This is a genomic window from Shewanella sp. A22, from assembly GCF_053850585.1.
Genome location: NZ_JBSQBN010000067.1, coordinates 1 through 24,653 on the forward strand (window position 1 = coordinate 1; position 24,653 = coordinate 24,653).

The 24,653-nt window shown below is 41.3% G+C and carries 17 protein-coding genes and 1 riboswitch; of the genes, 11 read left to right on the top strand and 6 right to left on the bottom strand.

Features of this window, described 5'->3' with window-relative positions:
* Positions 1-215: 215 nt before the first annotated feature.
* From fusA to ACWXWT_RS12800, 3 genes are all read right to left on the bottom strand, one after another.
* Positions 216-2,309, bottom strand: a complete 2,094-nt coding sequence (gene fusA / locus ACWXWT_RS12790; RefSeq protein WP_456041964.1) for an elongation factor G — start codon at positions 2,307-2,309, stop codon at positions 216-218.
* Between the two features lie 378 nt (positions 2,310-2,687).
* Positions 2,688-4,142 carry a diguanylate cyclase gene (locus ACWXWT_RS12795; protein WP_456041965.1) on the bottom strand — a complete coding sequence of 485 codons (1,455 nt, stop codon included), beginning with the start codon at positions 4,140-4,142 and terminating at the stop codon, positions 2,688-2,690.
* A gap of 141 nt (positions 4,143-4,283) precedes the next feature.
* Entirely contained in the window at positions 4,284-8,837 is a 4,554-nt protein-coding gene (locus ACWXWT_RS12800; RefSeq protein ID WP_456041966.1) for an ATP-binding protein, read from the bottom strand.
* 128 nt (positions 8,838-8,965) lie between these two features.
* Here ACWXWT_RS12800 and ACWXWT_RS12805 point away from each other — a divergent pair, with 128 nt between their 5' ends.
* The 11 genes from ACWXWT_RS12805 (at position 8,966) to ACWXWT_RS12855 (ending at position 20,885) form a co-directional block, all read left to right on the top strand.
* Positions 8,966-9,877 carry a LysR family transcriptional regulator gene (locus ACWXWT_RS12805; RefSeq protein ID WP_456041967.1) on the top strand — a complete coding sequence of 304 codons (912 nt, stop codon included), beginning with the start codon at positions 8,966-8,968 and terminating at the stop codon, positions 9,875-9,877.
* A gap of 433 nt (positions 9,878-10,310) precedes the next feature.
* The gene (locus tag ACWXWT_RS12810) at positions 10,311-11,495 is read left to right on the top strand and encodes a hypothetical protein (protein ID WP_456041968.1); all 1,185 of its coding nucleotides are present in this window, start codon (positions 10,311-10,313) and stop codon (positions 11,493-11,495) included.
* 89 nt (positions 11,496-11,584) lie between these two features.
* The gene (locus ACWXWT_RS12815) at positions 11,585-12,193 is read left to right on the top strand and encodes a SprT family zinc-dependent metalloprotease (RefSeq protein WP_456041969.1); all 609 of its coding nucleotides are present in this window, start codon (positions 11,585-11,587) and stop codon (positions 12,191-12,193) included.
* A gap of 135 nt (positions 12,194-12,328) precedes the next feature.
* Positions 12,329-13,030, top strand: coding sequence for an endonuclease (locus ACWXWT_RS12820; protein ID WP_456041979.1), 702 nt, complete (start codon positions 12,329-12,331; stop codon positions 13,028-13,030).
* Between the two features lie 49 nt (positions 13,031-13,079).
* Complete coding sequence (gene rsmE / locus ACWXWT_RS12825) at positions 13,080-13,820, top strand: 16S rRNA (uracil(1498)-N(3))-methyltransferase (protein WP_456041970.1); 741 nt, start codon at positions 13,080-13,082, stop codon at positions 13,818-13,820.
* A gap of 42 nt (positions 13,821-13,862) precedes the next feature.
* Positions 13,863-14,816: a glutathione synthase gene (gene gshB, locus ACWXWT_RS12830; RefSeq protein ID WP_456041971.1), complete on the top strand. Its 954-nt coding sequence runs from the start codon at positions 13,863-13,865 to the stop codon at positions 14,814-14,816.
* A gap of 83 nt (positions 14,817-14,899) precedes the next feature.
* On the top strand, positions 14,900-16,192 hold the full coding sequence (locus ACWXWT_RS12835; RefSeq protein WP_456041980.1) for an alkaline phosphatase: 1,293 nt from the start codon (positions 14,900-14,902) through the stop codon (positions 16,190-16,192).
* A 101-nt stretch (positions 16,193-16,293) separates the two neighbouring features.
* Complete coding sequence (locus tag ACWXWT_RS12840; protein WP_456041972.1) at positions 16,294-17,331, top strand: methyltransferase; 1,038 nt, start codon at positions 16,294-16,296, stop codon at positions 17,329-17,331.
* 185 nt (positions 17,332-17,516) lie between these two features.
* Complete coding sequence (locus tag ACWXWT_RS12845; RefSeq protein ID WP_456041973.1) at positions 17,517-19,184, top strand: DUF342 domain-containing protein; 1,668 nt, start codon at positions 17,517-17,519, stop codon at positions 19,182-19,184.
* 36 nt (positions 19,185-19,220) lie between these two features.
* Positions 19,221-19,592 (top strand): DUF4144 domain-containing protein, encoded by a 372-nt coding sequence (locus tag ACWXWT_RS12850; protein WP_456041974.1) that lies wholly within the window; start codon positions 19,221-19,223, stop codon positions 19,590-19,592.
* Between the two features lie 153 nt (positions 19,593-19,745).
* Positions 19,746-20,885, top strand: a complete 1,140-nt coding sequence (locus tag ACWXWT_RS12855) for a site-2 protease family protein (RefSeq protein WP_456041975.1) — start codon at positions 19,746-19,748, stop codon at positions 20,883-20,885.
* Between the two features lie 78 nt (positions 20,886-20,963).
* Here the strand turns inward: ACWXWT_RS12855 and ACWXWT_RS12860 are convergent, their stop codons facing one another.
* The 3 genes from ACWXWT_RS12860 to ACWXWT_RS12870 form a co-directional block, all read right to left on the bottom strand.
* Positions 20,964-22,079, bottom strand: a complete 1,116-nt coding sequence (locus ACWXWT_RS12860) for a succinylglutamate desuccinylase/aspartoacylase family protein (protein WP_456041976.1) — start codon at positions 22,077-22,079, stop codon at positions 20,964-20,966.
* A 3-nt stretch (positions 22,080-22,082) separates the two neighbouring features.
* On the bottom strand, positions 22,083-23,465 hold the full coding sequence (gene lysC, locus ACWXWT_RS12865) for a lysine-sensitive aspartokinase 3 (protein WP_456041977.1): 1,383 nt from the start codon (positions 23,463-23,465) through the stop codon (positions 22,083-22,085).
* 134 nt (positions 23,466-23,599) lie between these two features.
* Positions 23,600-23,774, bottom strand: a riboswitch (Lysine riboswitch).
* Between the two features lie 295 nt (positions 23,775-24,069).
* A complete protein-coding gene (locus ACWXWT_RS12870) occupies positions 24,070-24,507 on the bottom strand; it encodes a DUF3293 domain-containing protein (RefSeq protein ID WP_456041978.1) in 438 nt (145 codons plus the stop codon).
* Between the last annotated feature and the right edge of the window lie 146 nt (positions 24,508-24,653).

Consider the following 24,653-nt stretch of genomic DNA (forward strand, 5'->3'; position numbering starts at 1 on the left):
TCTCAGGTATTCCACTTCTGTGTTACATCGATTTAAAAGGCAACAACCATTTCTACATCAATGTGCCTTGAATTGAAAAACCTGAGAGACTCTGAACTGACCAGATATTTAATGGGATTGGTATAATATAGCCAATGATATGGGTAATGATAGAAAAAATCATAAAAAAAACCGCTGCCTAGGCAACGGTTTTTATCAGCAAATCAACACTAGAATTACTTCTTAGCTTCAGCAGCCTTACGCTCTTTAACTTGAGCAACTACTTTTTCTGATACGCTGTTAGGACATGGTGCGTAGTGAGCGAATTCCATAGAGAATTGACCACGACCAGATGTCATTGTACGTAGTGAACCGATATAACCGAACATTTCTGATAACGGTACGTCAGCTTTAATACGAACACCTGTAACACCAGCGTTTTGATCTTTGATCATACCGCGACGACGGTTAAGGTCACCAATAACGTCACCAACATTGTCATCTGGGCTGAATACGTCAACTTTCATGATAGGCTCAAGAAGTTGTGCACCGGCTTTAGGCATAGATTGACGGAACGCACCTTTAGCAGCAATTTCGAACGCGATAGCTGACGAGTCAACTGCGTGGAAAGCACCATCGGTTAATTCAAGTTCAACGTCTAACACTGGGAAACCAGCGATAGTACCCGTATTCATCATGCTTCTGAAACCTTTCTCAACAGCAGGCCAGAATTCTTTTGGTACGTTACCACCAACAACTGATGATTTGAATGTGAAACCAGTGTTTTGTTCGCCAGGACGAATAACGTAATCAATTTTACCAAACTGACCAGAACCACCAGACTGTTTCTTATGTGTGTAGCTATCTTCAATTTCTTTAGTGATAGTTTCACGATAAGCAACTTGAGGCTCACCTACAATCAGGTCAACACCGTAAGTACGCTTAAGAATATCCACTTTAATGTCTAAGTGAAGTTCACCCATACCTTTAAGGATGGTTTCGCCTGAGTCTTCGTCTGTTTCTACACGGAAAGATGGATCTTCTGCAATCATTTTACCGATAGCAATACCCATTTTCTCGCTTCCGCCTTTATCTTTTGGCGCAACTGCGATAGAAATAACTGGCTCTGGGAACACCATGGCTTCTAGAGTACAAGGATGCTTAACATCACATAAAGTGTGACCAGTCTGAACATTCTTCATACCAACGATAGCGATAATGTCACCAGCTTGCGCTGATTCAAGTTCGTTACGTTCATCAGCTTGCATCTCAACCATGCGACCAATACGTTCAGTTTTACCAGTGAACGAGTTAAGGATGGTGTCACCCTTCTTGATACGGCCTGAGTAGATACGTACGAATGTTAATGCACCAAAACGGTCATCCATAATCTTGAACGCTAACGCTTTTAGTGGCGCATCTGGATCAACAATTGCGAATTCACCTGTTTCGTTACCTTCTTCGTCAGTTAGAGGTTGAGGATCAACTTCTACTGGATCGGGAAGATAATCAACAACTGCGTCTAATAATAGCTGCATACCTTTGTTTTTGAACGCGCTGCCACAGTATGTTGGGAAGAATGCCATTGTACGAGTACCCGCACGGATACAACGCTTGATGTCTTCCATAGATGGCTCAGTGCCATCCATGTAGGCTTCCATAATGTCATCATCTTGCTCAACAGCAGTTTCGATTAACATTTCACGATATTCTTCAACTAAATCAACCATATCAGCTGGAACATCTTGGATTTCAAAGTTTTCTGGTAAGCCAGAATCATCCCAAACGTGTGCTTTACGAGTTAATAGGTCAACAACACCAATAAATTGGTCTTCGATACCGATAGGTAAAACCATAACAAGTGGGTTAGCCGCTAAAACGTCTTTAGTTTGCTTAACAACACGTAAGAAATCAGCACCCATACGGTCTAATTTGTTTACGAAGATGATACGCGAAACTTCAGAATCGTTAGCATAACGCCAGTTAGTTTCTGACTGAGGCTCTACACCACCTGAACCACAGAATACACCGATACCGCCGTCAAGCACTTTAAGCGAACGGTAAACTTCAACGGTAAAGTCAACGTGGCCAGGAGTGTCAATAACGTTAAAGCGGTGGTCTTTCCAGAAACAGCTTACTGCTGCTGACTGAATGGTAATACCGCGCTCAGCTTCCTGTTCCATGAAGTCAGTGGTTGATTCACCATCATGTACTTCACCGATCTTATGGATCTTACCGGTTAGCTTAAGGATACGCTCGGTGGTCGTGGTTTTACCCGCGTCAACGTGAGCGAAGATACCAATGTTTCTGTATTTGGATAATTCGGTCATGATTCAACTTTAATGATTAGTTTAAGAAGTAGACGGAGCATGCGAAAAAAGTACCGACACACCGCACATCAGGTTATTAAGGCGCATATTGTAAATTGGAACCTTGCTGGGCGCAAATGACTGTTGCAATATTTATTTATTTTTAACGAGAAAAAGCTCAATTTATGCAAGGAATCACATATAAAACAAAAGACTAAAAATAATAGATTATTTTTTAGTCGATGAATTAAATTTATCTAAAAAGGCTAAATATGGGCTGAAATGCGAAAATTAACATATTTAGTCCACCATAATGTCAATTATCTACCTAGTAGCACTACAGATAAGCACTAATAATCAGAATCGAGGGAGTTCAAAAAAGCCCAAACATATATAACACTACGCACTACAATATTGATTACGCCCAGACTGTTTAGCTTTAAATAATGCCGTATCGGCGCGCTCAAAACATTCTTGAATAGGTTCATTTTTACCTAACTGAGCAATCCCATAACTGCAGGTCACTTTGATATTATTGTAAAAATGATAATGAATCAGTTCGTCGGCAATTCGTTGGCAGAGTTCTGTAGCATCATGTAATTCTATATGTTGGCACACCACAACAAATTCTTCGCCCCCCCACCTTGCAACCACATCAATATCTCTGACCGATGCTTGTAGCACCTCAGCAACTTGTACCAATATTTTGTCACCAACTGTATGTCCATGGACATCATTTATCGATTTAAAAAAATCGATATCAATAATGACCAAACTAATATTATCATTATGTGATTGCCTAGCCTCATCGAGAAAAGTCTGATTGAAATATTGACGATTATATAACTTTGTTAAAGGATCATGTTGGGCAAGAAAATCCAAGTCACTATTTTTTTTCTCAAGTGCTAATTGTAATTGTTGTAGCTGCTTGTTGTTGATTTCTAAATCTGCATTGTACTTGCTCACGCAAATTGTGCGATAAAGCAGAAATAAAATAAACACCCCCAACACCGTGACGACTTGAACAACAAGACCATAATCTTTGTCTTCAACTACAGTTATGTTATGCCATTTTTTATAAATCGCAATATGGTCTGCTTGAGTAATCTTTGCCAAACCAGCATTGATCAATGGCAGTAAATCTTGCTTTGTATGAATCACCCCAACACGTAGTTCATCTTCAGGACCGCCCCAACCTGCTATTTTTAGCGATGTGAGCCCATACTGTTGAATATAGGCATTAACAGAAAACATTGACCCAACAAATACATCAGCCTCACCATTAGCCACTTTCTTTAATCCACTAAGCTCACTGTTGGTTAATATGGTATTAATACTGGGATAAAATTGTTGAATATACTCAACCAGTCGATAACCTTTAGGGATAGCTAATAGGCGCTCACCTATATTTTCAAATCCTTGTAAAAAGGGTTGAGACTTGAGAGATACCAATACATTGGGTGATTTAAAAAAGACATTGCTGAAGGACAGATATTGGTCACGTTTAGGCGTTTGGTTTAGAATGGGGGTTAATTCACACTCTCCTTGCTTGAGGAAGGCCAAGCTTTGTTGCCACGACGATGTCGGTACCAAGGTAAAAGTCAGATCGGTATAATCGGCTAATAAAGCTAAATAATCAGATGAAATACCAGTATGACGTCCATCAACAATTGCTTCATATGGTAACCAATCTGGATCAACACAATAACGAACAACATTACGATTTTTTAAGTTGGCAATAGTATGACTCTCAACCACCGAAGCATGGGCATGCTTAGTGTTAATGACATTAATCAATATCCAAAGTGCGCCTAATAATACGCTAGACGATCCAAGCCAACTCAATTCTTTCAATAGTATGATCCAACAATATAATTAATAAAATAGTGGAACAAAAAAGTCTATACAACCTTGAGTGTATTACAACATACGAAAGTATGACAAAAAAATACCCACCAAAAGGCGGGTATTTTTCAAAACAATCAATCGAAGGTATTACGCTTCGACTGGCGATATCACAAACAGTAAGTCACCTTGCGATACTTGCTGACCATTACTATTTAGAATACGTTCTATGCGATACTTTTGGTCTTCAGGATATAACACACCTGTTTGACGATTAAAGCCTGCTAACGTAAGTTGAGAGAACATCTTCATTGCTTCCATCAATGCCAATGTTTGCTCAACCGTGACAATGTCACCTTCTTTCACGAAGTCTGCTTCACCAGGCGCTGGAGAGGTATAGAAAATACCTGCGCCTTGGGCCAATACTTTGAGCTCATTACTTTCACCAACACGCAACGATTCAGTATCAACCCCTATCGCTTCTGCAGCGGCTTCCATTTCGGCAATCAGTGCAGGAATGTCTAGCTCTGCCATTAAACGTGGTAAATAGTTAGTGTCATACACACCTTCATTGAAGGTTCGGTCTTTAAGAATTAGCTTCAACAATGGAATGTTAGTCGCAATACCTTTAATCACGACACTATCGAGGTAGGCATACATTTTAGACACCACATCAGCACGATCTGTACCACGAATAATAATCTGAGCGATCAAGCTGTCGTAGTATGGTGATACTTCTTTACCCGCTGCGGCAATCGAAATAATTTCAACGTCATCACGCTGAGGCAATACACATTCAGTAATGTTACCTGGATTCGGAATGAGCTGAAGAATACCATTACTATCAAGCGCCGCTTTTTCCGCAGTCACACGAACTTCCATAGCGTAACCTTGGTCAACAGGCTCAAGCTTTTCAATTGAACGACCCGCTGCAATATCAAACTGCGCACTAACAATATCAATACCTGATGTTGCTTCAGTGACAGGATGTTCAACTTGAAGACGCGTATTCATCTCCATAAAGTACACTTCGTTCGCATCTAAGTTATAGATAAACTCAACAGTACCGGCACCCATATAATCGGTCGCATCACCTAACGCACGAGTGTATTCCATTACACGTTGTTTCAGCTCTTCAGGCAACATAGTTGAACCTGATTCTTCGATCACTTTTTGGTTATTACGTTGTACTGAACAATCACGAATACCCAATACTTTAGTATGACCAAATTTATCACGCAGTAACTGCACTTCAATATGACGCAACGAAGTAACGTATTTCTCTAAATACAAATCACCATTACCAAATGCAGCTGCCGCTTCAGTAGCTGTTTTTTGGAATAAACCAATCATATCTTCAGGACGTTTAACAACCTGAATACCTTTACCACCACCACCTTGTACTGCTTTTAACAGCACAGGGTAACCAATTTCAGATGCCACGTTTACCGCTTGCTCTGCATTGGTCAAAATACCATGGCTACCAGGTACAACCGGTACATTTTGCGCTTGAGATGTATGGATCGCATTTGATTTATTACCCATAGTCGTCATTGAATATACGCTAGGGCCAACAAAGTTAACGCCGTTGTTTACACATAATGCTGCAAACTGCGGACTTTCAGATAAGAAACCAATACCTGGGTGCAGCGCATCAACATTTTCATACTCAGCCACTTTCAATACTGAGTAAGCATTTAGGTAGCTTTCATCTGATGTATTACCACCTATACAAACAAGCTTATCGCTTTCTGTCAGCATATCAGCAGGTACAGACGTCATGTCAGGATCTGACGCAACCAGCACGACATTGATATTATTGTCGTGGGCTTTGCGGATTAATTTAACCGCAGTACAACCACGAGCATGTACCAGCACCTTATTGATTGGCTTCATTAAAGCTCTAGGATCGTCTTGTACAATGACTTCCTCTAACTCAACCACTTCAGGTACAAGGCTAGATAACGCTTTACCAATCACATCTTCAATTTTAATCGTCGGCAATGGCATTAATGGATCAATACCAGACAATTGTGTATCTAAAGTATCGCTAAATGGGTTATGCACTAACCCTGTCATCGCACCAGGTACTTTAGATAAATAGTTAGACAATGTTGCAGTAGATGGTAAGTAAGCAGGTACTACCATTTGTCCTGCAAATGGCATATTGGTGCCAGACAAATAGTAAGTCTGCACTAACGGATGTGTGACAAAACTCGCTTGCGCACCACCCGTACAATCACCAAAACCAAACATTAAGACAGGCAATTCATTATCACGAATAAAGCGCGTAATTCGGTCGTTGACTACCGCCATAGAAAACAATGCGGCAGCGCCCTCTTTTGTTTGCATACCACCTGAACTGATAAAACAAATCACCGGCAATTTACGTTTGGCACATTCGATTAGCAATGAGCTGAATTTCTCAGCACTGGCCATATCAAATGCCCCTGCTTGGAACGCAGTATTTGAAACCGCAACACCGACACGTAACTTACTACCTTTGTGATTAAAGTCTGCCAGACCGGTAATTAAACCACACGGACGGATTTTTTTATCTATGGCATCTTCAATTGATAAACGGAAACCAGGGAAATTAAGCTGATTAGCGGACATTTTGTCTGCGTCTATTTCATCAAACTTAGTAAAGAACTGTTTGATGACATTTTCCCAGCCCATTTTGCCTTGTTTCTTTTCTTCACGAAGCACTTTTTGGATCAGTAAATCTTGGTAACCCATGGTCAAGCGGTTCCAAAAATCCTTACGACGACCAATACGCACAGGGTTAATTGTTCCAGTGTATTTGTCATGATCGTCTTCACTATCAAAATACTCTGGTAATAAGCGTTCGAAGAAATATGTCAGGATAACGAAAAGTGAATCGTTTAATTGTGGGAACCCCACACTCTTCCATTGTTCTACCCGAGTCAATAATTCAGCACGATTAGATTGGTCCATAAAGTATTTTAACCACTTATAGAACTTGTTCTTATCATTAGCTTTATCACTGGTCGATAATGCATTATCAATTGCTTTGTGTAGTAACTTATCGACTGATTCACGAGACAAACTTTTTGACATCATGGCTTCTTTTGAAATAGACGCCAAACTGCCGACAACATTGTCATATAGTGCGTTAAAAATAAGCACGTTATGACACTGCCAAATAAAGTCTTCACGCAATTCATCATTAACGACAATATCTAATACTGTTAGCTGACTAAGATCAGGCCATGGTGCTTGAGTCGCAGATTTAGGCAATGACTCTAAATGCTTAATTAAGCCGTTGAAATTGTTAGCTGCGTTGCTTTTCCAACGATGGTATAACGACCAACCGATGTTAAATAACAACGCTTTACGTGCTTTTTTGTAATTTTCTTTTGGTTCACCCAAAATAAAGCGCGTAATCACATTACGTTCAGTAGAAATCTCTTTACGTTTAGTGCTAAACGTACCCCATAATTTATTGAGCTCTTCATCGTAAACTAACTTATCAGGATTAGTTAACCATGCTTGGAATACACGTTCCTGCTCTTGTTTTATACGCGCAAGTAAATCACCTTCTGGCACACTTACTTTTGACAAACGACCATATTGATCAAGTGAAATCGAATGAATACGACTGCGCAATGTTAAATAACGCAAATAACGATATGCACTACCAAAAATGTTGTGGTGCATGGTTGGGTTATTGGCAACAGACAAACGGGTATTATTTTCAAGCGTGAGTAGATTTGCTGATGGTGCTAAGAAGCGCTGCAAACTACGAGCATAATGTTCTTTTAAATCAGTAGATTCGCGTACAAAATTCATTGCTGCGCGTTCAATCGCTTCAATAGAGCTAATGATCGCTCGACGGAAATTGTGCTGGCGTTCATCTTTATCTGATGGAGTAAAGTCGATAATGCCGTCAATACAACCCGCGGTATATAGCTCTTCTGGTGACACACCAACAGATTTAGCACATTCTTGCCACGACAAGTTGTACTTACGCGCAATGCTTTGTAAGCCTTGCGGCTGAATAGTATTGAAAATACCGTCTCGTACAGACAATAAAATGTTCGCTGCGGCTAATGGAATCGCACCACCAGAATAGCCTGCACCAATCACAATACCTACGGTTGGTACATCGACATTAGCACTTTCTGCAATGGCTTTAGAAATGGTATGCGCTTGATTTTGACTATTGGCAACTTCACCGGCATCGGCACCAGGTGTATCAATTAAATACACAATTGGCATCGACAACTCAGCAAAGTGACGAATCGCTTTACAAGCAGCAAGATGATGTTCTGGCATCCAAGCACCGTTGGCGGTTGTGCGCTCTTGCGCAATAAAACCGATACGGCGAGTGCGAAGGCCAAAATTAAGTTCTACTTCCGCACGATAAAATGGCCCAATATGACTTTCGGCAATGATCTTACCTTTTAAGTCTGCGATCATTCGCTTCGCGCCTGGACGATTTTTATCCAAGGTCGGTTGAATAACTTTATTGACATAACCGTCAACGTCTAAAGATGCCAAACTCTTCAAGTTTGATTGAATGGAATCTTCGGTTAATAATCCTTTTACTTCTTCAGATAAACTCTGCTTGTTATGAGCAGGAAATAATGAAAAATCTTTAGCCAAGTGTTCAGCTTGTAAGAAAAGTGGGTCAGCCGATAGTGCTTGAGTTTTGTTAGCGGGCTGCTTTTTGCTGGTCATCCTTAGATCCTCTGCTTATATAGCCTCTGAAAATTTTTTTAGCTCGTAAATATAACTTTGTTAATAGGTAAATTACCATATAAACTAGCTTGGACGCTTTGTTCCATTATTGAGACAGTGAGGTTTGAATGCCCGATTTGAACGGTATGATGCTGTTTGCAGCGGTTGTTAGAGCAAAAGGGTTCTCCCAAGCAGCACGAGAGATCGGACAACCTAAATCAACAATTAGTCGTAAAGTTGCTCAATTAGAAGAACAACTTGGGGTGCGATTATTGCAAAGAGATACCCGCAATTTGAGTCTGACACAAGTTGGCGCACTTTTTTTTCAGCATTGTGATTCCATTAGTCATGAAATTGAAGCAGCAAAAGCCACCATAGAAAATACTCATAATGATATTTCTGGTTCATTACGTATCGCCATTCCTGTGTCATTTTCACAAGATGTGATAGGCCATTTGTGTTCCAGTTTTATGCGTCTTTACCCTAATATTGAATTGGATATTCAATTCACCGACAGCGATGTTGGTCTTGTGGGTGAAGGTTACGATATTGCCATTAAATATGGGCCGTTACAGTCTTCTGATCTTGTCGCTCGGTTGTTATTTGAACGCCAACCTATTTTGGTCGCCAGCCCAGGCTATATTAAAAAATTTAGTAGCCCTGCAACCCCCCAAGAATTAGCTCAACACAATGGCATCTTATTAGGTACTACGCTATCTGCACCTATTTGGCCACTAGGAAGAGGTAATCGTAAGATAATGGCCACTTTTAAACGTAAAGTGCGAGTCAATAGTGCCAGCATGGTGAAACGTTTTGCATTGGATGATTATGGTATTGCTATGCTATCTAACACCAGCTGTAAACAAGAACTCGCCACTGGGAGCCTAGTTCCTATTTTACAAGAATGGCCAATGGAGCCCTTTAAAGTTTACGGTGTCTATTCGAGCAGGCGCCAACTAGCCAGCAATATTAGTGCTTTTCTAGACTTCTTTACCAAACGTTATACCAGCCAAGAATCATTGCATTCAATGATGAACTAAAATTTACTCTCGCGGCATTTGTTTTCATCCATTTTAGCGTCATACAAAAGCCGCGTACCTACCGTTTTAAAACTCGCGTTACTTTGGCATCCATAATGTAAAGATTTGACACAAAATTCCAAACTGTAGCATAGGTTTCTATGTCACTATTAAACCACCAGAACAACTGTGTTATAAATGTCAGTCAAGAACACTTTTGCTAATAACGCCTGTTGAGCTATTCGGATGAATGTAGCTGCAATGTGGTTGTGCTGTCCAAGACAAAACTAATGGCTTGCATGAGTTAATACAAGTAAGCGATAACGCAGCAGAGCGATACTAAACACGCGGCCAATTGAATCGGCTATTACCTCAGTACAAATAATAATTAATGCGTCTCACGCGCTAAAAATAAACGCAAAATAAGGATACTAGTAATCCTTAAGGAACCTTCATGGTAAAACACCACTCTTTTTTAATCTTAAGTTCATTGGTCATACTCGCCTTATCTGGTGCTGCTAATGCGGAACAATTGTTAAGTAATGTTGAAGAGATGCGCGTATCCAAGGCAGGGCAAACTATGCCTAATGTGGTTAATCGCTATCAAGCTATCGGTGATACTTTAGCGGTCAAGTTAGCCCAAGCCACTGATGAGTTAACCGTTACCAAAATGGCAGCGCACCAAGGACACAGATTATGGCAACAAGCCGTGAGAGATGTTCAATCAGGACACAGTGACGATCGCTCCTTGTATTGGAGTCGCTTAACCATGCGTAACATCCTAAAACAAGATAAAGCTGGATTTAATCTGGTTAATTGGCAACGCGATATTTTGGTCAAAGCGGTTGAGAAGTCTTCTCGTGGGTTTAGTGATATTGCGTTTTCTCCCGATACACAAATTACTATTTTAGTGACCGGTTTTGACCCCTTTTTTCTTGACAAAAACATTGGCCAAAGTAATCCATCAGGTTTAGCTGCTTTAGCACTCGATGGCTATCATTTTGAAGTTAATGGTAAAAAAGCACAAATTGAAACGGTGATGATCCCTGTACGATTTAGTGATTTTGACAACGGTATTGTAGAATCATTACTCACGCCTTTTTATCGAGACAACAGCGTCGACATGGTATTTACCATAAGTATGGGCCGTGAAAACTTCGACATAGAACGTTTCCCTGGGCGCAACCGCAGTGCACAAGCCCCTGATAACTTAAACATATTAACCGGTGCCAGTAAATCGAATCCAAAAGCGCCATTATTTAACGGTGGCTCCTCTGAAAATGGAAAATTAATTGGCCCTGAATTTGTACAATTTTCTTTGCCAGTAGAAGCGATGGCTTCAGTAAAAGGCCATTGGAGTGTCAATGACAATAATCAAATTAGCACCTTATCGCGGGGCCAATTTAAGGCATCATCACTGGCTGAATTACAGAATGAAATTTCTGTAGAAGGCTCTGGTGGCGGCTATTTATCCAATGAGATTTCCTATCGCAGTATTTTACTTCGGGACCAATTTAACTTGAATTTACCGGTAGGACACATTCATACTCCACGTATTAAAGGCTACGACTCACAAGTAGAGTCCGACATTGTCGAACAAATTCGTGCCATGATAACTGCAGCAGCAAGCACGCTGTAATGCCAATGCCTATAAACTTATATTACGAGGCCAATACTTTACTTGCCTGAATTTTTTATTAATCATTCAAGTCAGTAAAGTACACCAAGATGTTTAAAAGTATTTTCAATATCACCCAGCGTGCGCAGCAAGCACTAACGCAAGATATCCACGAAAAGGGGTCTTTATTGCCAGTGGGGCCTCGCCCTCACCAATCGCAGCACACTAACGTGAGTAATCCGTTACAACAGCAAATTTTGGCCAAAGTAGAAGCAGACTACCAATTAGCCGAACAACATTTCAAGCGTCAGTTTCCTCGTCCAAGTGTACATTTCAGCTTGCGTGGAAAAAGCGCCGGCACTGCGCATTTACAAACCAATAAATTACGCTTTAACCCTGTATTACTAGCTGAAAATCCAGATGTTTTTACCAACGAAGTCGTACCTCATGAGATCAGTCACTTATTATGTTTCCATCTATTTGGCAAAGTAAAACCTCATGGCAAAGAATGGCAAAGCGTGATGTTGACAACATTTAATATTGCTCCGAAGACTACTCACCAACTCAATACTCAGTCTGTCAGTGGCCAACAATTCGAATACTTTTGCGGTTGTGGCAGTATAAAATTAACCATAAGGCGCCACAACAGAATTGTCCGAGGCCAAACCCAATATCGCTGCCGTCGTTGTCAGCAAACCTTAACCCCTTCCAAGCGCTAGCATTATCAATTGCGTCATTGCATGTGATGGCTTAACATCAGCAAAAATGACAGGCTAAGCCTGCGCTGTAATGATGTTTTGTTAATTTTAGGGTTTATTTTGCGCTTATCATCCACACACTCTTGGTTATTTAGGGTGTCGCTTTTGTGCGGCATTTTTTCATCCACACTTATCGCCGCAGAACATCCAAGTAGTTTTGCTAAAGCGAAAAAAGTGGCCAAAAAGATTTACCAACAACACCTACCTCTCAGTACCTTTTATTGTGGCTGCAATATCGCCATGGCAGGAAAGCTATGGCAAGCAGACCATGCGAGTTGTGGCTATAAAGTGAGAAAACAGATTATTAGAGCCAACCGGATTGAATGGGAACATGTGGTTCCCGCCTGGGAGTTAGGTCATCAACTACAATGTTGGCAAGACGGCGGTCGAAAAAATTGCAATAAAAACAACAAGAAGTTTAAGACGATGACATCCGATTTACATAATCTTGTCCCTGCAGTTGGTGAAGTGAATGGTGATCGCAGCAACTACCGTTTTAGTGATTGGGGCGGAACAGCTGACCAATACGGACAATGTGAAATGATTGTCGACTTTAAAGGCCGTAAAACTCAACCACCTATACGAGCAAGAGGCCCCATCGCTCGAACGTACCTTTATATGCAACAAACCTATGGCTTAAAAATTAGCAAGAGCCAACAAAAGCTGTTTAATGCATGGAACAAAATGCAGCCCGTCACTGCATCAGAGTGCCAACGAGATACGTTAATCGCAGCGAGCCAAGGTAATCGTAATGATTTTGTATTCAAACAATGCCAAAATAACGGCTTGGTTCGTTAATAAGTTTCCACGCTACTCTTAAACAACTGGTTAAATAAGGTCAACACTAATGAGAGTCCCACGTATTTTTCAGCCCCTAGACAATTTACAGCAAGGGCAAACTCTTCAATTAGATGAGGATGGTTTCGCCCACATTGGTCGAGTATTGCGAATGGGGATAGGTGATAACATCAGCTTGTTTAACGGTGACGGCAATGATTACTTAGCCGAAATTACCGAATCCAGTAAGAAATCTATCACTGTTACGGTCTTAAGTTGTGAAGCTAACAATAGTGAATCACCATTAGACCTGCATTTAGGACAGGTGATTTCACGTGGAGACCGAATGGAGTTTACAGTTCAAAAGTCCGTTGAACTTGGCGTAACCACCATTACACCGCTATTTTCTGATCGTTGTGGTGTCAAACTGAGTGGTGAACGTTTGGAGAAAAAACTGCAACAATGGCAAAAAATTGTTATTAGTGCCTGTGAACAATCTGGCCGCAGTATCGTTCCGGTTGTTCGCCCCGCGATGACATTAGCCCAATGGTGTGAAGAATCTACCGAAGCCTTAAAACTGAATTTACACCCGAGAGCTTCACACGGTATTAATGGCTTGCAGTTATCAGGTCAACACCACAAAGTTAGATTATTAATTGGGCCTGAAGGTGGCTTGTCCGACGAAGAAATTGCCATGACCGAAACCCAGCATTTTACCGATATTTTATTGGGTCCAAGGGTACTACGAACAGAAACAGCGTCATTGACTGCCATTAGCGCATTACAAGTTAAATTTGGTGATATTGGTTAGTCTTAACCCTTATCTTCCCTGCACATGATTAAGGATACACATATGATTAAGCTCGGTATTGTTATGGACCCAATTCGCGACATTAACATCAAAAAAGACTCGAGCTTTGCGATGTTATTAGACGCACAAGCACGTGGCTACCAATTGTTTTATATGGAAATGCATGACCTTGCAATGGTCAACGGCAAAGCCATGGCTACTATGCGTGAATTAACGGTTAAACAAGACGCTAACCAATGGTTTACCTTAGGCGACGCCGTCGATACCCCTTTGTCCGAACTTGATGTGATCTTAATGCGTAAAGATCCACCATTTGATACCGAATTTATCTACGCGACGTATATGCTTGAGCGGGCAGAAGAACAAGGCGTATTAATTGTTAACAAGCCACAAAGTCTTCGTGATGCCAATGAAAAACTGTTTACAGCATGGTTTTCAGAGTTTACCCCTGAAACCATTGTAACCCGTGATGCTAAACGTATCAGAGCGTTTCACCAGTTGAAGCAAGACATTATTTTAAAACCATTAGATGGTATGGGTGGCACGTCTATTTTTAGAGTGAAAAAAGATGACCCTAACCTTGGTGTGATTATCGAAACATTAACCAACTACGGTCAACAATACGCGATGGCACAAGCCTTTATTCCTGAAATCACTCAAGGTGATAAGCGAATTTTAGTGGTGGACGGTGAACCAGTACCTTATGCATTAGCGCGTATCCCGATGAAAGGTGAAACCCGTGGCAATTTAGCGGCTGGCGGAAGTGGTGTCGCACAACCGTTATCGGAAAGTGATTGGAAAATTGCTCGCACAATTGGTCCAGAGTTAAAAAAACGCGGCCTTATTTTTGTTGGTTTAGATGTCATTGGTGACAAATTAACAGAAATCAATGTGACGAGCCCAACCTGCATTAAAGAGATTGAAGCAGCGTTCGACGTTAATATTACCGGCATGCTTATGGATGCCATTGAAGCCCGTATTCATCAGCAAAAATAGGATTATTCATGCATTATTTATCTACTTACCAACGCGTCTTCAGCAGGCTGTTATTGGTATCTAGCTTAATCGTAACGGGGGCAATGGCTGATGAAGTCGTGGGGTCGCCTGTAATCGCTAATTCGACAAGTAATAATGTACCAACGGCAGGCCCATCAAGACCTAAAAATATTATCATTATGATTGGGGATGGTATGGGACCAGCTTACACCACAGCCTATCGTTACTATAAAGATAATCCTGAAACAGAAGAGATTGAACAAACGGTATTTGATCGCTTACTCGTGGGTATGGCAAGCACTTATCCCGCTTCTGTCAGTGGTTATGTCACCGACAGTGCCGCATCTGCAACGGCACTGGCAACAGGGGTTAAAAGTTATAACGGTGCAATAGCCGTTGATACCGAAAAACGTCCATTAACCACTTTAATGGAAAAAGCCAAATCGTTAGGGTTATCTACTGGCGTGGCGGTGACTTCCCAAGTAAACCATGCCACACCTGCGGCTTTTCTCGCCCATAATGAAAGCCGTCGTAATTATATTGATATTGCCGAGGCTTATTTAACAACCGATGCTGATGTTATTCTTGGTGGGGGTCAACAATATTTCACTCCCACATTACTTGAGCAGTTTAGTGCTAAAGGTTACCAGTACATCAGTGAGTTATCTCAACTTGACTCGATAACAAATCTTAAAGTATTGGGGCTTTTTGCTGATGTACAGCTACCTTGGACAATCAATGATAAGACAGCCCATAAGCTCAGCCATATGACCCAAAAAGCATTAGATTTATTGTCGCAGAATCAACAAGGTTTTGTGTTATTGGTGGAAGGCAGCTTAATTGATTGGGCTGGCCACAGTAACGACATCGCTACGGCTATGGGTGAAATGGATGAATTTGCATCCACTATTGAAGTCGTTGAACAATTTGTTCGCCAACGTAAAGACACGCTTATGGTTGTAACAGCAGATCATAATACCGGAGGATTATCTGTTGGCGCACATGGCAAATACGAATGGCACCCAGAAGTCCTGCATAAGGTCAAAGCCAGCCCAGATGTGATTGCTTCACAGGCGATTGCTGAAGACAATTGGCAGCCTTTAACTGCTTCACTCTTGGGTTTTACACCAAGTGAAGTTGAATACAGTCAATTGCAAAGTGCACGTATGCAAGGCAGTGAACCACTGTCTATCGCATTGCGTAAGCTCATTGATATTCAGTCGAATACAGGGTGGACAAGTAGTGGCCATACCGCCATGGATGTGCAAGTATTTGCAGCAGGCCCTGGAGCAAGATTATTTAGCGGTCATCAAGATAACACTGAAATCGCAGTTAAAATGTTTAGTTTGTTACCGCAATCAGTACAAACGCCTTAATCGTTTACTAACGATAATGGCTAACACAATCCCCGCTAATCTTGTGGGGGTTGTGTTATTATCAACGAGTTTATTTATCCTTAGCATTATGAGCAACTGACGTGTTAACAAATCCTTCTCAAGCCTTAATTAGAAACTGCAAATATTTTCATCAACATAATGTGTTAGTGCTCAATTATGAAGCAGATACTTTTGCGCATCAATGTCTTGAGTTTGCCGATAATGTCACCGCCCTCGCCCTAGATTTCAATCATCACCTCACATTGTCTTCTTATGCCAATGACAAATTACAATGTTATTTTGGTCATCAGTTACCCGAGTCATTAGCTGAAGCAAAATTTGATAGCGTGATTATTTACTTTCCAAAAGCTAAACCCTTAATGGGTTACTTACTGCAACTGGCTGCACAACATTTAAATATTGACGGCCAATTAATGATTGTCGGTGAAAATAAAGGTGGCATTAAATCAATTGCCAAACTCACGCCTGATTATTACTCGCAACCAATCAAACATGATAATGCCCGTCATTGTTTAGTGTACATAAGCTATTTAACTAAAGTTGCACCCACATTGACACTCAGCGATTGGGTTAGCCAATACTCATTAACGACCCCACAAGGGCAATTACAAATTTGTAATATTGTTGGCGTATTTAGTGAAAAGCGTCTTGATCAGGGAACTGAATTATTACTGTCACATTTGCCAGACGACTTACACGGCAGAGTGCTCGATTTCGGTTGTGGTGCAGGCGTCATTACAGCAGCATTGCTAAAAGCCAATCCAGAGTTAACCATTGAATGCATTGATATCAATGCTATGGCGTTAGTCTCATGCGAATTAACCCTCGCCGCCAATAATATGCAAGCAAAAGTCTATCCCTCTGATGGGTTTAACCAAATTACGGGTAAATTTGATGGCATTATCTCCAATCCGCCTTTCCATGATGGATTAACCAGCACGACCGATATTGCGACACTATTTGTGCAGCAAAGTGCTACTCGGCTGACATCTCATGGCATATGGCAAATTGTTGCTAATCGCCACTTACCTTATTCAGACACTATTGCGACGTATTTTGGCAAAGTGAATGTGTTGGCCGAAAATAACAAATACAAACTGTATAACAACCGACAATAACACAGCCTTTACTCCTTCAATCACACTACTGCACTAATCCACGACAAAGCTAGGTTACTGCTGGAAATGCAAATCAATATCAGCTAAATTGGCTAAAGGCAAAATAACGCACATTTTTAGTGTAATTTCGTTGTTATTCTACTCACCTGTAATAATCTGCTATAAGAATAAAAATAAAGGATATTATGTTAGAGCCATCAGTAATCGCATTAAGTGCAGATAAAACCAAAGTGGAATTACGTATCATTCCTAACACTCATGGGCCCATTGCAGAAGAAGATATTCAATCTCTACTGATGCAAACTGACTTTGCGATGCTATGTCCTGTAGTTCCTGCTATTCAAAAAGCCGTATCTGAAACGAATGCCATCTGTGGACAAGCGCCTGGAGATCACGAGCTGTTTTTTGTCGTTGCAGAGCGTAAAGATGGCACTGTGACCATCACGGTGAGTGACGATAAAATGCAAGCCAGCATGAAAATTACTTCAGCATGGGGGGGCAAAGATATCACCCTACCAGATGTGCTCAATATGCTTAAAAATCAAAAAGTAAAAATGGGCTTAAGCAAACCTAAAATAATGGCATTGATGCAGCGCTTAGTTATATTACCGCCAGGTGAAAGCTGTGAAGGAATTATTGCTTGCGGAAAAGTCGCGGTTAACGGTGAAAATGCCACTTTAACACGCAAAGTCGCCCTAGCCCGTGAACGTTTATTGCAACCACAAGAACGCGAAGATGGTTCCGTCGACATGCGTGATTTAGGCGCATTAATTACCGTAAAACCCAATGATGTATTAATGGTCAAAGAGCCGGCAACGATCGGCACACCAGGCTTTAATGTTCATGGCGATGTGCTGCAACAAACCCCTGGCAAAGATAAGCCAATGGAACCAGGAACCGGTACCAGTTTTCACCCCAAAAACCCTAACCAGCTCATAGCGACTGTAGCAGGCCAGCCCGTTGAAAATACCAAAGGCATGCAAGTTGACGATATGCTGCAAATTAAAGATGTCGACGTGCGTTTTGGCCACGTCAACTTTAAAGGCAGTATATTAATTACAGGTGACGTACACGAGGGGATGGAAGTTAAAGCCACTGGTGACGTAACCGTCATGGGCTTTGTTGATTCAGCGACCATTGAAGCGCAAGGCGACGTCATTATTAGTAAAGGCGTGATTGGCCGCTTAATCAAAGACCAAGAGCTGAGTACCCACATAAAGGCTACAGGTCAAATTTGCGCACAGTTTGTGCAATATTCACATCTCGAAGCGCTCGGCAATATCCTTGTTACCAAACAACTCCTGCATAGCCACTCCATATCAGGTGACAGCATTACCGTTAGCGATGCCCAAGGGAGGCGAGGTGATTTAGTGGGTGGTATTGCCACGGCTTCAAAAGGGATTAGAGCCATCACATTTGGTGCTACTGCTGGCACCAAAACGGAACTCTTTTGCGCGATGCATCAAGGTGAATTAAAACAACAGCTTAAGGCCTTAGATGACAGCATAAAAGGAATGGTTGTTGCGGGTTTAGAACTTGAAACAAGGCTGCGTAAACTGCCTCCAAAAACAGAATGGCAAAATGACGCAGGCATGATTGAACAAGTAAAAATGATGCTCGATCAGAAAAAACAAATGGCCGAAGAGCGTATTAGAGAAGAACAAGAATTTGCACTAATGCTTAGTGAATCTGAAGGCTACTTTGATAACTATTATATCAAAGCAGAAAAACACATTTTTATTAATGTAGAGTTACATATTGGTAATGCATTCAACCGCTCGCAGCGTGAGCACGGACCATGTGTGGCTAAAAATGTCAATCAAGAAATCTCATTCGATTACAGTAACCGTTAGTTGATTAACGACCGTTTATTGAAATACAGGTAAATTATGCAGTACATTGATTGGCCAGCCATACTGCAATTTGATCAAGATGATGAGTTAATGTATCTGGCAAACTATCACGACTGGCTCAGTTTTATATGTGCTAATCAATACACAGTTTGTGCCCAAGATAAACTTATCGACAGTAATGGACACATTTACTATATTCAAAAGCATTTACCACTCAATACATCAAATACTAATGTAGCAGAATTACCTCGGCTCATAAAACTCGATCAACAGATGAGTGTGTTACAAATGTTGCCAATTGTTCGCCAATACGGTCAATTCCAAGGACACTGCTGTAGTGCAAAAATTATTTTTACTACCATCGCACAAGGCATCGCAACCGTTGCCGAATTAGAACAACTTTATTAAATCCGCCCGATATTGCCTTAATCAGCCAACAGGATGTTCTAATGAATGAGCGCGCCACAAACTAAGAATATAATTGTGCAATCCATTGAGCAACATACGCAGCTCTGGCAAAATGCCTCCATGCTCACTGTCCATAACCCCTGAGAATCCTTGATGGAATTACTAAATATTGAATGCCTTGGTAAACGTTTGCGCCTAGAAGGCTCTATTGCTGGTTGGCAGCAACTTTACTGGGACAATCAACTGGTATCACAAAAGTCCGCTAGTGCCAGCAATCAAGCGTTTTATATTCATTCGTTTGAACTCACTCTGCATTCTGTTAATCAAGTAGATGACGACCTCGGCAATAACCAAGTCAACACGATGCATAATAGCAAAACGGTTCCCATCCGCTTAGAGATTGATGTCAATTGGCAACCGTTTCAGCTCGATTATTGCTTGCTCATTGAAGATGAACAAATTACTCAAGGCCAACGAACCGTTAGCGACATTGAAAAACAAACACCTGAAATCGCAGTAGAAAAAACTCAAAAACTGAGTATTGTCGGCCTCGCATCACTAGGCTTTAAACTTCTCAAAAGCGCTAAAGTGGTTAAGGCATTATTTGCTGCAGCCAGTGTGGCGGCCTATTCGTGGCTATTTTCATTTGAGTTTGCACTGGCACTTATTGGTTGCTTAGTATTCCATGAATATGGCCATATTAGAGCAATGAAACACTTTGGTATGAAAACAAAAGGAATTTACCTTATTCCATTTGTAGGCGGACTCGCATTAAGTGATGAACGCATTAATACCCGTTGGCAAGATGTCTATATATCAATTATGGGGCCCACATTCGGACTGATTTTATCGATCATCTCGTTAGGGCTTTACTGGCTGACAGGAAATATATTTTTTGCCGGTTTAGCCAGCTTTAATGCACTGCTAAATCTATTTAATTTACTGCCCATTTTACCACTCGATGGTGGTCACATTTTAAAAAGTATTAGTTTTTCAATGAACAGCCTTATTGGTCTTATTGCTTGCATAGCGGGTGCGGCTATCGGTGTATTTATAAGCTATAGCTTAGGTCTTGCGCTACTTGGCTTTTTATTGCTTATTGGCAGTCTTGAGATTGTATTTGAGTGGCGCGGGCGACATCAAAGTCATTTATTACCACTGGATCGTTATGGCCAAATATTTTCAACCGTGTGGTATCTGCTAACAGTGGCAAGCTTAGTCGGAATTATTTGGTACTTTGCGAGATCCGGTGATGAAATGTTAGCCATTCCATTGCAGATTTTAGGCAGCTAATACCAATTGAAAAATCTGACACAAACGCCTGCGATTTGCAGGCGTTTTTGTGTTTACTGATCTCTATAGGTTAATCCACTAGGCTTGTAATGAAAACACATTAGTCATCACCTTATACAACTCTGTACCTTGATGCACCGATGCCGATGCAAAGTGCAAAACCGGTACACAGTCCATCGGCAAGCTAACCCTTTGATAAGCTTGTTCAGTGCCGTACAAGTCTACTCGCAAAATATTCACTAATGGATCGCCAGCCTTTAGTGGCACCCCTACACTGGCGCAGTATTCAATTAAACCCGCTTTAGGCGCATGAAACTTTTTGTAATCACGTAAGTAACACCCATATCGTGCCATTTTAGCAGGACTCACTTTCTCTGCGATGACACCTCGATAACTTAAATATGCCAATATGCCTTTGGCATCTTCTAGCGCATCATCTAAATCAATTCGCTCTTGGCTAGCAAGCTCTAACGTAAATGCCGACACTGGCACAGTAAACTCACGTCCTTGGCTGGCGGCAAAATCCGTTAATTGCCACCAAGGACAAAATGTCGCTTCATCCATCGCACCACCAAAACTATTGGGAATAACCAATGTGTATGGAATCGAAAAGAATTTCGCTGCATCAATATCATACTCAGGGCAATACAAATGTTTGCAAGACTTAGGACCTGTATGTAAATCAAGTACTATGTCAGCCTTATGTGCCATAGCCTGTAAATTTACAGCCAACCTGTGTCCGGTTGAAACTCCAAAAGGATTGGTTAGACGTGCTTGGCAATTTTCTACTAGCATTGAACGATAAGCCGAAAATAACTCACTATTCGTTAAATGTTGGTACTGGGCATACCAAGCTTGAATATCGACATTATGATCAAAATACTCACGGTTCCAATTAACCCCAGTAATAGGATCAAACCGCCCTAACGTAAATTCACCACTTTTTTGATTTATCCCTAACGGATTGGCAAGCGGTGCTAAAGTTATGCGACCTAACACTTCATAATTTTCAAGCAGAGACATTAACTGATATATAACAGCGTTACCTTGAACTTCAGCGCCATGCACATTGGCTTGAATATAAACACTTGGAGCAGTATGACTAACACCATCGATATAATAAAGCGGTATAGTCAGCGCTTGCCCAGTGGCAAGCTCTCCAACTTGAATACTTGACAGAGTAACCCGACCCATCAGTTACGACTCAAATAAATCTTGATGTAATGCATTCACCACTTGCGCGGCTTCCGACTCAGCTACCAACACACATAAATTATGTGGGCTAGCACCTTGGCAAATCATCCGCACATTATGGTTTTTAAGGACATTAAATACCCGGCTACAAATACCTGCAGTTGATGCGATACGATTACCAATAATAGCAATTAATGCTAAGTTATCTTCAACACGAACACGGCAATGTTGCGACAATTCCTGCAGTAAATGCTCACTTAATAACCCTTGACCACTTGAGTCAGAACCCGTTTTGTCTAAGGTAAGTGACACGTTAACTTCTGAAGTAGTAATCAAATCGACCGAAATTTTATGACGAGCAAGAGTCGCAAACGTTTCTGCTAAAAAGCCTTGGGCATGAAGCATTTGAAGACTATGTAAATTCAACAAGGTTTGATCGCGGCGTAATGCCACCGCCCTAAAGACCGGAGTATCTTCAACTTGATGACGGATCCAAGTCCCTCCCTTTTCCGGCGCTTTACTCGAGCCAACAAACACCTGAATTTTTTGTCTTACTGCAGGTAAAATCGTGGCGGGATGCAATACTTTAGCCCCAAAGGTAGCCATCTCAGCCGCCTCATTAAAACTAATTTCGGCAATCGGGCGTGCATTAGGGGCAAGCCGTGGATCCGTGGTATAAATACCGGCCACATCGGTCCAAATTTCTACTGCGGTTGCACAAAGAGCTTCTGCGAGTAGCGCTGCGGAGTAATCACTGCCACCACGTCCCAAGGTTGTTGTGCGACCGTCTTGATCTGCACCGATGAAACCTTGAGTCACAATAACATAGCGAGAAAGTAGCGGTTTTAGCAGATCTCTCGTCAACGTCGCTATCGCTTCAATATGCGGCTCTGCACGGCCAAAATGGCTGTCTGTACGTAATACTTGACGCACATCGAAATGATCAGACGCAGTTCCTTTTTCACGGATAACGGCCGAAAATAAAATCGACGAACATTGTTCACCCGTTGACAGAAGCTCGTCCATAATCGCTTTATTACGATCAAGCTCAAGCGACTCACTTAATACTGACATTCTGCTGAGAATTCTATCAATATTTGCAGCGACATCTTGAGGGCGCCCTAGCTCATCTAAAATGGCATACTGAATTTGAGCAATTTGCTTAAGCAACACTAAGCGGCGTTCGTCATTAACATTAGCCTGAGTCAACTCAACCAACAAGTTGGTGACCCCACTTGATGCGCTCACCACCACAAGACGTGTAGCTTGATTAGCCAACACGATCTCTGCACAACGGCTCATAGAGGCGTAATCTGCAACCGACGTACCGCCAAATTTGGCAACGACTAAATCAGGAGTGTCTAATTCAGATTGAACAAAGCTCATACTGACACCTCCGCAGTGTGCGAAAGGCTAAAAAATAAGATGTGATTTACTAACATGATATACGCTCCGAACATACGACGTTCGAAGAGCCTGGTGCTAAGATAACGCACCCTTATAGAAGGGAAACAGCAATCATCACCAGAAGCTCTCCACCAAAAAAATAGGTGACAATCGTTAGGATTCAGCCTAAACGACCGATATCAGTGCTTACCAAACAAACTGATACCTCGGCGTTAATCTCCATCATAAGTCGTCATCGGATTGGCATCCTCTCACTTACTACCTAGCTAACGCTCCTCTTCTGTACCTCCCAAAGGAGGGAGTTGAAAATAGCAACAAATATACTAACAAGTCAATCAACAATCGTAGTAAAAAACAACTATATTAAATTTATTCACCCGTCTAGTGGATATTTCGCCGTAAAACATCTCTATAGATAGTCGCTTATGCTGGCATAAACATTGTTCAAATTGTGTAAAATCTGCATTTTTCAGTTATAAAAAGAACATATCAGCAAAAATAAGAGACAATCAACCACCAATTGAACCCTTATTTGATACAAACAAAAAATAAACTTTTCACACGTTATTCTTTCTGACAATTATCAGTGCGAACCTATTTCAGGCAATTCACTCACCAAGTGCAAACGATGATTAAACATGCCCATATCGACCTCTCCGAGCATTGAATCGACACATCCCACTAAAGACAGCAAGCCTTTATTAACATAATAAATTGCATGCTGATTAAACTCCCTACCTAACTCAAGAGCTTGTTCTTTATCTATAAATATAGCCCAACTCTTTTCCATGTGAGACAGATCCGGCGCAGCACCAATTAGCGATCTATACGGGCGGTTATACTGTTGTATTTTTGATTGAAGCTGACGATCGAGTAAACGATTCTGACTTGGAGAAAGTAATGAGCCACAAGGATTGTGGGCAGTAACAATAGCAAATGGAAAATCATTAGAGAGGCGTTGAGTGAACAAAAAGTGGGTGTTTTGATACTCATGCCACAGTGTGCCGATAACATTTTTCATAATAAAGTGTCGTCAATTAGAGCCTGTAAATAATTTTGTGTAACTGCTTTTCAATCAGTACCCTATTAGGGTCAATGGAAGGTAGCACATGAATAAACAAGAATTAGAAGCTTTCGCTAAACAAGCAGCCAAAGGCATAAAGTCTG